This window comes from Nafulsella turpanensis ZLM-10 (assembly GCF_000346615.1).
In the GTDB taxonomy this organism is placed as follows: Bacteria; Bacteroidota; Bacteroidia; order Cytophagales; family Cyclobacteriaceae; genus Nafulsella; species Nafulsella turpanensis.
In genome coordinates this window covers 56,127-68,300 of the sequence record NZ_ANNU01000005.1, presented here as the reverse complement: position 1 = coordinate 68,300, position 12,174 = coordinate 56,127, and the positions used below count along the sequence as shown (strand labels likewise).

Below are 12,174 nucleotides of genomic sequence, written 5' to 3'. Positions count from 1 at the left end.
TTCATGCAAGGAACAAGCATTATCGCGCAGGTATTTTACTTTGTTATTTACCTGGTACTGCAGGTGGTACTCATGCAGAATGTGGTGTTATTTGATGTGGCTTTCTGTTTCCTGTACATTGGCTTTCTGCTCCTTTTGCCTTTTGAGTCAGGGCCGGTAAGGCTTATGTTCATGGGGCTGGCCATTGGCTTGTGTGTGGACATCTTTTACAACAGCTTTGGAATTCATGCGGCGGCCTCTGTGTTCATCATGTACCTGCGGCCGCACATTGTAAGTGTGCTGGCTCCCCGTGGCGGTTATGAAACCGGCATGACACCCAAGTTGAAGGTAATGGGACTGGAGTGGTTCTCAGTTTATGCTTTAATACTTATTTTTCTGCATCATTTGGTACTTTTTTTTGTTGAGGCTGGTGGGTTTGAAATGTTTGGATTTACGCTGCTTAAAGTGGCGGCAAGTACCGTATTTACCTTTGTGGTTATTTTAATAATTCAATACTTATTCTATTCTTCTAAAAGAAGTTTATGAATGATAGCAGAAAGTTTGTAATAGGGATAGTGTTTTTGCTGGTCGGCGGAATTTTCCTGGCGAAATTATTTGCCATTCAGGTACTGGATGGGAATTATAAGTCGGCGGCAGAAAGTAATATCACCAAGAAGATTGAGGAATATCCTTATCGCGGTCTCATTTACGACCGTAACGGTAATCTTATTGTATATAATAAGCCGGTCTACGACCTGATGGTGGTGCCTAAAGAGGCGCAGAATACCGATACAAGCCGGTTTGTGCAGCTATTTAAAATAACCGAAGAAGAGTTTGCTGCTAAAATGCAGAAGGCCCGCAGTTATTCTTACGCTAAGCCATCTGCCTTTTTAAAACAAATGTCGGCCGAGGAATTTGCCTCTGTACAGGATCACCTTGTCGACTTTCCAGGCTTCTTTATTACTCCCCGAACAGTGAGGGCTTACCCAAGCCCTGTTATGGCCAGTGCCTTAGGCTATGTGGCTGAAATTAACGATCAGAAACTGGCACGCGACACAACCCGCTACTATAAGGCCGGAGACTATATTGGTATCAGCGGCATAGAGGCAATGTATGAACCTTATTTACAGGGAAAACGTGGGGTACGCCTGAAAACAGTAAACGTAAGAGGAATAGTAAAAGGAGATTATAAGGACGGGGAGTACGATACACTTTCGGTGCCCGGTAAAAACCTGGTATCTACTGTAGATATACGGCTGCAGGAGTATGGCGAATACCTGATGAAAGGCAAATCTGGTAGTATAGTGGCCATACAGCCGGCTACCGGAGAGGTGCTTTCCATCATTTCAGGTCCTACTTATGACCCCAACCTTTTGAGCGGGAGGGAGCTGGGCAAAAACTTTGCTGCTCTGCAGGCCGATACGCTTATTCCGCTCTTTAACCGCCCGATTATGGCGCAGTACCCTCCCGGTTCCATGTTTAAGCTGGTGCAGGGGCTGGTAGGTTTGCAGGAAGGGGTCATTGAGCCTCATTCACGCTTCCAGTGTAACCGCGCCCTTATTGCCTGCCACGGCCCTCACTCGAACGAAGATTTAAAAGGAGCTATTAAAGTGTCCTGCAACCCTTATTTTTATAACACCTTCAGGCGGATTATTAACCAGGAAGTAAGCAGCAATACCTTTGCCGATTCTAAAGCAGGGATGCAGTTATGGGCCGACTATATTGAGCGCTTTGGGCTGGGTCATCAGCTGAAAATAGATTTACCAGGTGAGAAAGCAGGCAATGTACCCAAGGCATCGTATTACGACAGGGTGTATGGTGAAGGGCGCTGGAAGTTTTCCAATATCTTCTCTCTGGCTATCGGCCAGGGGGAGCTGGGAGTTACCCCACTGCAAATGGCTAATCTGGCAGCAATAATCGCTAACAGGGGACATTTCTATACGCCTCACCTTGTTAAGAAGATTGGCGATGGAGAAAAGCTGAAAGAGTACCAGGTAAAGCATGAAACAGGTGTAGCCCCGGAGCACTATTCAATTGTAGTGGATGCCATGGAAGAGGTGGTGCAAAATGGTACGGGCCAGTACCGCGCAAAAATAAAAGATATTGCTGTTTGCGGGAAAACCAGTACGGTACAGAACCCGCATGGCGAAGACCACTCCGGCTTTATCGCTTTTGCGCCAAAGGATAATCCGCAGATTGCCGTGGCAGTGTATGTGGAAAATGCAGGGCAGGGCGCCCGGGCAGCAGCGGCTATTGCCAGCCTGGTAATAGAGAAGTACCTGAAAGGGGAGATTGAGCGGAAGAATATTGAAGATTACGTACTTAAAGGCAAATTTGTATATTGAAAAGGCTAAACAACTTTACAATCCGGGTCGACTGGTTACTGGTTATCTTATATGCTGTACTGGTAATACTGGGCTGGCTTAATATCTACGCCTCGGTGTATGATGCGGGACTAGGTTTGAGCATCTTTAATATGGAGCTTAACTCCGGTAAACAGCTGATGTGGATTGGCATCACAATGGTGGTCATTCTCCTGATCTTTTTGCTTGATCTTAACTTCTTTACCACCTTCTCCTATATCTTTTATGGGATAACCTTTCTTATGCTGATAGGAGTATTGTTTATGCCGGAGGTAAATGGTGCGAAGGCATGGTTCCAGATAGGGGCGGTAAAGATACAGCCCGCTGAGTTTGCCAAGTTTACGACAGCCCTGGTGGTAGCCAAATACATGAATGACTACAACATAAAATTCACCAGCCTTAAAGATTATGCCGTTGTATTTGGTATCATTCTGCTCCCGATGGCCGTGATTATGCTGCAGCCCGATGCAGGTACTTTCCTCGTGTTCTGCTCCTTCTTCATTGCTTTTTACCGCGAGGGTATGAACCCTACCATCATTGTATTAGGGCTCATTGCCATTGCCATTTTCGTGCTTACGCTTCTTATCAACCAGCTTTACTTAATTATTGGTACAGTAGTATGTGGTTTGCTCATTATTGGTATTGCTGCCCGAACGCTCAAAAAAGCCCTTACGGTAGTGGCTGGCATGGGACTTATTGTGGGTGTTATCTATAGCGTAGACCTGATTATTAATAATGTGCTGATGCCTCACCAGCAAAAGCGTATTCAGGTCCTTATCAACCCTAATATCGACCCACTGGGCGATGGGTGGAATGTTACCCAGTCGAAAATTGCCATTGGCTCAGGAGGCTTGTTCGGTAAGGGCTTTCTGGAAGGAACCCAAACCAAATTCGACTTCGTGCCGGAGCAAAGTACCGACTTTATCTTTTGCACCATAGGCGAAGAGCATGGCTGGCTGGGAAGTCTGCTGCTTATTGTTCTCTTTATGGTTCTGCTCCTCCGCATTATTTATGTAGCCGAGCGGCAGAAGTATCGCCTGGCAAGGATATATGGCTATTGTGTGGCTGGCATCCTGTTCTTCCACTTTATGATTAATGTCGGTATGACCATCGGTCTGTTCCCGGTAATTGGTATACCGCTGCCATTCTTTAGCTATGGCGGATCTTCGCTGCTTTCCTTTACCATCCTGCTCTTTATTTTTATTAAGCTCGATGCCCACCGAATGCAAATCCTCACCAGAGGATAGTAGCCGGAGGAGAAAGTAAATAATATGATATAAGAGAAGAGCCCGCATTTTGGTGCGGGCTCTTCTTTTTAAGTTTCAGCAGTGCTTATTTTCCTGTAGCACTGCCTGCTGGACAATCACTAATGTTGCTTAAGCTCTGTCGTTCCACCTCGGTTGGTAGGTGGCTATTATTCCATCACCCCGGCAGTAAGCTTCATTCGAATAATCTTTTTTACGGAGTCGTATACCTGCTCTCTAAAGGCTTCATTATTATTCATTTCTTCGAGAATACCATAGACCAGTTTCTTCTCATCAAGTGGCATTAAAATCATGTCATTACCTGCCTTTACTGCCTCCAGTCCTGCATTAGGAATACTGGCCACGGCACCCATATTCATAGCGTCAGTGGTAATAATCCCTTCAAAGCCCATCTGTTCCTTCAGGAGCTCCGTAACAATTTTGCGGCTAAGGGTGGCGGGCTGTCCATTGGTGTTGTAGGCAGGGTTATTTTCCACGGCAATATGGCCTACCATAATGCTGAGTACCCCCTGCTCAATCAAATCCTGGTAAAGCGGGGCTTCTTTCATTTCTCCGTCTATAAATACCAGCTTGTGGTGCGAGTCGCCCTTTACTAAGCCGTGGCCGGGAAAGTGCTTGGCCGTCGCCACAATGCCTTCTTCCTGCGTAGCCTGAATAAAGGCGTTTGCCAGCGCTGTTACTTTTTCCGGATCGCTGCCAAAGCTACGATTTCCAATGGCCTGGTTTTGCAGGCTGAGGTCTACTACAGGTGCATAATTGTAAAGAATGCCAATATCCTTTAGCTCCTGATTAATTTGGCGGGCCACCTGGGCAGCTGAGGCCGAATCCTGAATCTGGCTGGTTTTAACAATAGTCGGAGTACCTTCAATTTTACGGTTTATCAGGCTAGGCTCGGCATCTGCGCTGTAAATGAGTGGAAGTCCGCCATTGGACTTGCTGAGGCTGTCGAAGCGGGCAATATAGTTTTTGAATGATTCTTTAGAGCCATTCAATAGCAATACACCGCCTATCCAGTTCTTTTTAATTAATTCTTCTACTTCGGCATCGGGCTTTCCGAGGCGGCCGACAGCAGGAACAATCATTTGTCCTACCCTTTGCTCATCGCGCATGTTATTGAAAATTTCATTAACGCGCACCTCCAGTGTCTGATTATCGCGATAATAGTCGCTGAGGGTATACTGGTTTACAGCATCGGAAGCCGGGCTCTTAACAACTTCTTTAATATTTTCGGGGGTTTGGGCGCTACAGGCAAAAAGCGAGCAACTGGCAAGAGCGGTAAACAGGAATTTTCTATTCATCATAAAGGGTTAATTTTTTAGCTGTAACGGGCTTGCAGAACATCGAAGAATTCAAGGTAAGCCTCCGATTCTTCATCCCAGTCGTAGCGGCTGGCATACTGCTGAAGGGCATGCTGGCGGGCTGCCTCGTAATTATCAAAGCGGTCGAGTGCATCCAGTGCCTGGTTAAAGGCATTATTGTCGCCACCGAATAGTTCATTGGTAAACATAAAGCGCTGGTTAAGATTGATGCCTGAGCGCATACTTCCCGGCTTCCTTCGGGCATTGAGGCCAGACTGCACTGAGGGCTTTTCCGGCGTGGAGGAGAGGCGGCTGTTCAAGGGCGCCCGCTCTCTGCCAAAAGCATCATTCAGCACCTTTACCTCCCGGTTATCAGGCGCAGGGCGGGAAATACTTATTTCCGGGCCGGATGGTAGCGATGATTGAGGCTCTGTTCTTTTGAATTGAGCATGCCGGTGTGCGGCTTCACTAGCCTGTGGTATATCGGGTTCCGGAGTTTCCTGTGGCCGGTCAGGGGGAGTTTCTTTTCTCGCAGGTGCAGCTTTCTTTTCTTCTTCCGGTTCGGAATTCAGGCTCCCTGCAATGCTGCTGAAAAAGTCGGTGTCATCCTCTTCTTTTTCCCACTCATCTTCCTGAAAAATTTCAGAAGGATGGAGCGGAAGTACCTGCGCCAGCTGTTGCAGATAAGGACCGGGATTTTCGGGCTGCAACTGACCTGATACCTCCTGCTCGCGCAGGGCCTGTAAAAGATTTTGCAGCCATTGCGGATCGTTTACTTCCTGCTGGTTAAGGATATTTCTTGCCTGCCTGGCATAAGCCTGGTTAATTTTTGTGTACTTCAGGATATCCTCTATTTCCTGGGCGCTTCCGCTACTGCCTTCCAGTGTATTTTTTAGGTAAAGGCGTGGCAAAAAGAGCAGGACAAGCGTATCCTGAATAGCCTTGTGGAGCAGGGGCTTGAGGTGGCTTTCGTCTATGGCTATGTGGCGGGAGAGGGTGTTCATATAAAGCCGCTGGGCCTCCTCTACCTTCGGATGGCTATAGTTAAAGTAAGGGCTTCGCAAACGGGAAGCCTCCTGCTGCCAGGTTTCAAATAAATTCCTGATAATAAACAGGTTAATTTGCTGGACAGGCGACAGCTTTAAAATCTGTTCTCCGTTTATTTTATCATGCCGGGCAAAGAAATCGTTGGCCACGCGGTCGGCAAAGGCCTTGGTATATGTTTCTATAGCCAGTGTATTTAATTTGCTCTCCATGCTTATATTTCGTTTTTTTGTAAGCTAAAATTATATGCCCCGCATCACGATACAAAATATTAGTAATAAAACAGTTGAATTTAAGGATTCCTCAAAATCGGTCCTGAAAATTTTTCAGGAAAATTTTATTGACTGGATGCATGCCTGCGGGGGGAAAGGGCGTTGCACCAGTTGTAAAATGCAGGTGCTGTCTGGCGCCGAGCAGCTAAGTGCTCCTTCTGCCTTCGAGCAGAAAATGCAAAAAGCCGGTCGCCTGCAGGAGGGAGAAAGGCTTGCCTGCCAGTGTAAACCTGCGGGCCCGCTGTTGGTACGGGTGCCAGACCAAAATAAACTGCCTCATATTACCTATACGGATTAAGTGCTGTTGTTATGTTTATTGAACCAAAAATGGGAAAAAGCCGGGCTGGCCAGGAGCAAAAGGCCGGCTGGATTGAGGTGATATGTGGCTCTATGTTCAGCGGAAAAACCGAAGAACTGCTGCGCCGCCTCAACCGGGCTTTTATTGCCCGCCAGAATGTCGAGATTTTTAAACCCGCTATAGATACACGCTATCACGAGCAAAATGTTGTATCGCATAATGCAAATTCTATCCGCTCTACACCAGTGCAGTTTGCCAACGATATTATTCTGCTGGCCGGCGATTGCGATGTGGTAGGCATAGACGAAGCCCAGTTTTTCGATGAGCAGCTGGTGGAGGTGTGCCAAACGCTGGCGAACTCCGGTAAGCGGGTATTGGCGGCCGGACTGGATATGGATTTTAGCGGTAAACCTTTTGGTCCTATGCCGCAGCTCATGGCCATTGCCGAATATGTAACCAAAGTCCATGCAATTTGCGTAAAATGCGGAGATATTGCCCATTACTCCTACCGCAAATCTGCTGCTCAAAGTAAGGTGATGCTGGGCGAGAAGGAAACCTACGAAGCCCGTTGTCGCCGCTGCTTTATTAAAGGGGCGGAGGCACCACAAAAAATATAATAACTTCTTCAAAAAGCGGTTATTAGTGTAGCCCGATGCTCTCTGTACATGAAGAAAATACTTTCTTTTTCACTCCTGCTAGCAGTGCTCTTCCCCTCTGTGGTGCTGGCGCAGGCCAATATACCGCTCGATACCTGGCGTACCCACTTTTCTTATCTGGAAGTGCAGGAACTGGCAGTGGCAGAGGAGCGGATATATGCGGCCAGCGACAATGGCCTGTTTTATTTCGATACAGAGGATAACAGCCTTACCCGGCTTACAACCAGCGACGGGCTCAGCGATGCGGGTGTAGGCATACTGGCTTACGATGAACCGACACAGAGCTTGCTGCTAGTGTACCGGAATGGTAATGTAGATGTGGTGCAGGAGGGAGAGATCTTTAGTATAAAAACCATTCATGAGGCGGCGATACCTGGTGAAAGAAGCAGCAATGATGCTGTTTTTGAAGGGAGGTATGCTTACCTCGCCATGGACTATGGCATTAGCAAGCTCGACCTGGCGCTTCACGAAATAGAGGAGTCTTATTTAAATCTTGGTTCGGCAGGAGAAACTACGGAAGTGTATCAGCTGGCCATCTGGAACGACAGCCTTTTCGCCGCTACTGAAGCCGGCCTCCTTGCAAATGCCCTGCAGGGGGCTAACCTTGCCGACTTTAACAACTGGCGGCGCTACCCTGTAGTAGGACAGGTGGCAGGAAGAGGAAATACTCTGGCGGTGGCAGAAGGAAAACTCTATGCCGGTGTCGATGGAGAAGGCTTATTTGTATATGAGAGCGGGCAGTGGAGTCCCACCACTTTCCAGACAGATCAGGAATTTCGCGCACTCGAAGCTTCTGAGACTGGCCTGCTGATTACCCTAGAGGAGGAGGTGCATATTTTTCAGCCGGAACAGGCGGAGAGCATGGAAGTGGAAAGCCGTCTTGTTGATGCTCCGCATGAAGCTTTACTCGACCGAAGCGGTACCCTCTGGATTGCCGATGGCTCCAATGGGTTGCTGGGCGGTAAGCCCGGTGGTTCCTTTAATGCCTTTGTTCCTTCCGGGCCCCTGGCCGATGTGCCGGTAAAACTTTATACTGCCAACGAGCAGGTAATAGCCCTTTTTAATGCTGCCGGAGCAGAAGGAAATGGATTGAGTGGTTTTTCTGTCTTCTCAGAAGGTAGCTGGCAAAACTATATTGCCGGGCAGGCCGGCATGCCTGCTTTTGTTGACTTTACTGATGTAGTATACAACCCGGTTAATAAACGTTACTATTTTAGCTCGGCAAGCGATGGACTGCTGGAGTGGAGCCCGGCAACGGGTGAATTTGTGCAGTTTGCAGCCGGTTTACCCGGGATGGCTTTAGCTGCTACGGCTGATGGTAAAACACCGGTAACTGCCCTGGCCGTTGATGCGGCAGGTGTGGTGTGGATGGTGCAGCCTCAGGTAGATGTTCCCCTGGTGAGCTATAAGCCTGCGGATGGAAGGTGGCTGGGGTACCTCCGGAATACAGGCAGGGCCGGAGCAGCACTTCAGCTGTTGGCGCTGCCCAACAACGATAAATGGCTGCGCCTTCCAGGAGAGGGAGGTGTGCTGGTTTTCAACGAAGAAAAGGATGTGTACCGGATTTTAGGAGAAGAAAATAATGAAGGTGATCTCTCGGAAGCCTCTGTTACTACACTGGCCGAAGACCTGGAAGGGCAAATATGGCTCGGGCTGGCAGAGGGCATTAACTATATTCCCAACCCCTACACCGTTTTAACGGATGCAAATGTAAATGCTGCCCTGCCGGTATATGACAGAAGAGCATTACTAAGTGCAGAAAGGATTACGGCCCTGGCTGTAGACGGAGGTAACCGGAAGTGGATAGGAACCCCTAACGGCCTTTGGGTATTCGGCGATTACGGCGATACCCTCTACCACCATTTTACTTCAGCTAATAGCCCCCTGCCCGGTAATTATATTGTTGACATTAGTGTGCGGCCACAAAATGGTGAGGCCTTTATTGCCACACAACAGGGAATTGTCTCCTACCGAAGTGCTGCCACTGTTGCGGAAGTTGCACCTGCAGCCAGTGTAAAGGTATTTCCGAATCCTGTATACCCATCTTACGAAGGCATGGTGGGGATTACCGGTCTGCCTCGCGATGCCATTGTAAAAATCACCGATGCTTCCGGAAGACTGGTAAAAGAACTGCAGGCCGAAGGAGGCACTGCCAGCTGGAATATGACCGACTGGCGGGGGAGGCGACCCGGCTCCGGTATTTATATGATTTTCACCGCCTCGGAAGATGGAGAGGAAGCCCTTGTAGGCAAGCTGGCTATCATAAATTAGCAATCATCTTACTCTTTGTCCTAACTTCCCAACCAGGATAGTTAACTAAACCTCCGGAGAGAACGTTACAGGAAATATGCTGCACAAAACCAAGGGTATAGTTTTAAATTACCTGAAATATGGGGAGAGCTCCATTATTGTAAAGGTGTTTACTGAAGAGTTCGGCATGCAGTCCTATATTGTTAACAGTGTCCGTTCGTCCAAGGCAAAAAGCAGGATTGCTCTTTTCCAGCCCCTCACACTGCTCGACATGGTGGTTTATTACCGGGAACAGACGAGCCTCCACCGGATAAAGGAAATGAAATGCATAGTGCCCTTTACCTCCATTCCCTTCGAGTTCAGAAAGTCAGGCATTGCTTTGTTTATGACCGAGGTACTACTTAAAACAGTGAAGGGCGAAGAGCAGAGCCTGCCATTATTTGAATTTCTGCAGGAGTCGGTGTTGCTACTGGATCGCCTCCAGGAAAACTACAGCAATTTTCATTTACAGTTTCTGCTGCAGCTTAGTAGTTTTTTAGGCTTTGCACCGGGTACAGCCGAGGAGTTGTATGAACAGGTGCATCCTGGCGGGAACATTTCTGGTTTTGCGGCAGATGAGAAAGAGGCTCTTGAGGCTATATTGCAGCAGGGCTTTAATACCAGCATCCGCCTGGGCGCTGAACAACGTAAGCACATCCTCCGAAATATCCTGCAGTTCTATCGCCTCCATGTCGATAATTTCGGTGAGCTTAAATCGCTTTCGGTTTTGCAGGAGGTAATGAGTTAGAATTTTCCCGTAGTTTCAGTTTCTTTCAGTTTCTATTATTTCCTGCCAGGCCCCTGCTCTGGTGGCAAGTTTTTGACTTTTCCATTACTACAGGAAAACTTTTTGAAGGTAAGAAGGTGGTAAGCCTTTTTGTCAGTAAAAGCGAAGAAGGAGCAAATTCATTTTATCCTGATAACCATAACTTGTGTCCTGAGAGTAAGCTGATTATGTAGACTAATAGTAGTGTACAAAACTTTATTGCCAGGGTAGCGCAGCGAGCTATTATCCTTGCGTCCCTTTGTGAAAAGACACAAAGTCTGTTGAATTCATTTTTGCTAATGAGCGGGTAATATTTTCAGTTGTCATATTTACCAGCTTTGAAATGGCTTTTATTGCTAAAATGTAGATAAAATATAAATGTTGGCAGCAAGGGTATCATACTGGCTTAAGGGCTATTATAATAAAATATATAGATATAGTTAAATTATTTTAAAACAATTTTGCTTATTATTGTGTAATAAATATAGGGCAATAAGCCCTTCTTCTCCTGCAATAAAAACAGGCGTTTCAGAATTGAGTCCAAATGTATTTCCTCAGTAGAGGGAATAATGCTATGTAAACGTGTGCCCGAGGGTCTGCTTTTAGCAATGCCTGACTGATTGTATCAGTAATCATCATTACAATTATTTTTTATCAACCCATTAACATTTTTATCGTGAAAAAATTTAATCTCTTTTTCTCAGCACTCTTAATTCCAGGTATGATGATGGCACAGTCCTCATCAGAAGTTTATCAGACTGGCACAGTCCATGTAGCTTTCGCTGTACAGACAGGCACTTCCAATGAAGTACTTATCGAGCAGCTTGGCAGCGGTTCTGATGCCACTGTTATCCAGTCAGGTGACTGGAATTACGGTGAAATCAAGCAGAATGGTACCAAACATGTAGCTAACACTTATCAGGAAGGAACCAGCAACACCTCTTTTACAAAGCAGTTTGGTAATGGACAAAATGCTACCGTCGTGCAGGAAGGTACGAATAATAAGGTGTTTCAGTACCAACTCGATGACCGGAACAACGCTACAGCCAAACAAGTAGGTGGTGGTGATGGTAATTTCATTGACCAGCAGCAGGCAGGACGGTTTAATCGATTGATGTCAACGCAATCCGGAGATAATGGTATTGTTTACCAGAAGCAGATTAGTGGAGAGTCCCATGCTGCTACCGTTATCCAGTTTGGCGATGGTAACCGTACCCGACAAACTCAGGATGGGGATGATAACACCGCCTTTGTAAGACAAAGAGGCTTTCAGGGAGATGTTCTGCAAGAGCAGACGGGCTTCCAGAACAGAGCATATGTGTATGATCAGAAAGGTGACTACAATGAGTCTTACCAGTACCAGTATGCGGATTATGCCAACTCTGAAGTTACGCAGTATGGGGTAGGTAACCTGGCGGCTACGCTGCAGTTTGGTGCGTACAACGGAGCTTTCATCACCCAGGATGGTACAGATAATCTTGCCGGTATTTTACAGGGCGGTGAGTCCAATGGTGCTACCATTCATCAGGAGGGTGATAATAACATTGCAGGTGTTGCGCAATGGGGCGAAGATAATTTAGCCCTGATTGAGCAGTATGGAGATGCAAACGTAGCAGGTGTTCTGCAGCTGGGTTCCGGCGATAATGCTCACATTATCCAGACTGGTACAGGCAACATGGCTGCTGTAATTCAGTACTAATTATTACCTGTAACAGACAAAGCGATCGTCTGTCCTAAAAGATTAAGGCTGCCCTTTTGGGCAGCCTTTTCTGTGTTTAATGCAGTAGGTAAGGCAACATGGAATCGAAGAGGTAGCACCAGATGGGAAGAGTTGAAATGAAATTTAAAAGATTGTAGGGAAAAACCTGGCTCCGGTTTACGGAAAGAGTATGAATGGTTTGCTTCTAAAGGCAGGCTCCATTCATCAGGTGAAGCAGGAGGAAA

General features: G+C 47.0%; 10 protein-coding genes. 8 read left to right on the top strand and 2 right to left on the bottom strand.

The annotated features are described in order from the left end of the window. The first annotated feature begins 3 nt into the window (after positions 1 to 3). The 3 genes from F752_RS0101930 to rodA are packed head-to-tail and all read left to right on the top strand — an operon-like array spanning position 4 to position 3,589. Entirely contained in the window at positions 4 to 525 is a 522-nt protein-coding gene (locus tag F752_RS0101930; RefSeq protein WP_017730036.1) for a hypothetical protein, read from the top strand. Then, entirely contained in the window at positions 522 to 2,324 is a 1,803-nt protein-coding gene (gene mrdA, locus F752_RS0101925; protein ID WP_017730035.1) for a penicillin-binding protein 2, read from the top strand. The genes F752_RS0101930 and mrdA overlap by 4 nt, the downstream gene beginning before the upstream one ends. After that, positions 2,321 to 3,589, top strand: coding sequence for a rod shape-determining protein RodA (gene rodA / locus F752_RS0101920; protein WP_017730034.1), 1,269 nt, complete (start codon positions 2,321 to 2,323; stop codon positions 3,587 to 3,589). Before mrdA ends, rodA begins: the two co-directional genes overlap by 4 nt. Positions 3,590 to 3,756: 167 nt before the next feature. On the opposite strand, the gene F752_RS0101915 is transcribed toward rodA, so the two are convergent. Continuing rightward, the gene (locus F752_RS0101915) at positions 3,757 to 4,908 is read right to left on the bottom strand and encodes a glycoside hydrolase family 3 N-terminal domain-containing protein (RefSeq protein ID WP_017730033.1); all 1,152 of its coding nucleotides are present in this window, start codon (positions 4,906 to 4,908) and stop codon (positions 3,757 to 3,759) included. Positions 4,909 to 4,922: 14 nt separating this feature from the next. Further along, positions 4,923 to 6,161, bottom strand: a complete 1,239-nt coding sequence (locus tag F752_RS0101910) for a hypothetical protein (protein WP_017730032.1) — start codon at positions 6,159 to 6,161, stop codon at positions 4,923 to 4,925. A gap of 34 nt (positions 6,162 to 6,195) precedes the next feature. On the opposite strand from F752_RS0101910, the gene F752_RS0101905 reads away from it, so the two are divergent. The 5 genes from F752_RS0101905 (at position 6,196) to F752_RS0101885 (ending at position 11,929) form a co-directional block, all read left to right on the top strand. Next, on the top strand, positions 6,196 to 6,519 hold the full coding sequence (locus F752_RS0101905) for a 2Fe-2S iron-sulfur cluster-binding protein (protein WP_017730031.1): 324 nt from the start codon (positions 6,196 to 6,198) through the stop codon (positions 6,517 to 6,519). A gap of 11 nt (positions 6,520 to 6,530) precedes the next feature. Then, on the top strand, positions 6,531 to 7,136 hold the full coding sequence (locus tag F752_RS0101900; protein ID WP_017730030.1) for a thymidine kinase: 606 nt from the start codon (positions 6,531 to 6,533) through the stop codon (positions 7,134 to 7,136). Positions 7,137 to 7,184: 48 nt separating this feature from the next. Next, positions 7,185 to 9,446 (top strand): type IX secretion system anionic LPS delivery protein PorZ, encoded by a 2,262-nt coding sequence (porZ, locus tag F752_RS0101895; RefSeq protein ID WP_017730029.1) that lies wholly within the window; start codon positions 7,185 to 7,187, stop codon positions 9,444 to 9,446. A 76-nt stretch (positions 9,447 to 9,522) separates the two neighbouring features. Then, positions 9,523 to 10,212: a DNA repair protein RecO gene (gene recO / locus F752_RS0101890; RefSeq protein WP_017730028.1), complete on the top strand. Its 690-nt coding sequence runs from the start codon at positions 9,523 to 9,525 to the stop codon at positions 10,210 to 10,212. A 694-nt stretch (positions 10,213 to 10,906) separates the two neighbouring features. After that, complete coding sequence (locus F752_RS0101885) at positions 10,907 to 11,929, top strand: hypothetical protein (RefSeq protein WP_026135447.1); 1,023 nt, start codon at positions 10,907 to 10,909, stop codon at positions 11,927 to 11,929. Positions 11,930 to 12,174 lie beyond the last annotated feature (245 nt).

What these genes read in the sequence shown, in the direction of transcription:
- F752_RS0101900 (WP_017730030.1), top strand. Translation starts at nt 6,531, where the DNA reads ATGTTTATTGAACCAAAAATGGGAAAAAGCCGGGCTGGCCAGGAGCAA.
- recO (WP_017730028.1), top strand. Translation starts at nt 9,523, where the DNA reads ATGCTGCACAAAACCAAGGGTATAGTTTTAAATTACCTGAAATATGGG.
- F752_RS0101930 (WP_017730036.1), top strand. Translation starts at nt 4, where the DNA reads ATGCAAGGAACAAGCATTATCGCGCAGGTATTTTACTTTGTTATTTAC.
- porZ (WP_017730029.1), top strand. Translation starts at nt 7,185, where the DNA reads ATGAAGAAAATACTTTCTTTTTCACTCCTGCTAGCAGTGCTCTTCCCC.
- F752_RS0101915 (WP_017730033.1), bottom strand. Translation starts at nt 4,908, where the DNA reads ATGATGAATAGAAAATTCCTGTTTACCGCTCTTGCCAGTTGCTCGCTT.
- mrdA (WP_017730035.1), top strand. Translation starts at nt 522, where the DNA reads ATGAATGATAGCAGAAAGTTTGTAATAGGGATAGTGTTTTTGCTGGTC.
- F752_RS0101905 (WP_017730031.1), top strand. Translation starts at nt 6,196, where the DNA reads ATGCCCCGCATCACGATACAAAATATTAGTAATAAAACAGTTGAATTT.
- F752_RS0101910 (WP_017730032.1), bottom strand. Translation starts at nt 6,161, where the DNA reads ATGGAGAGCAAATTAAATACACTGGCTATAGAAACATATACCAAGGCC.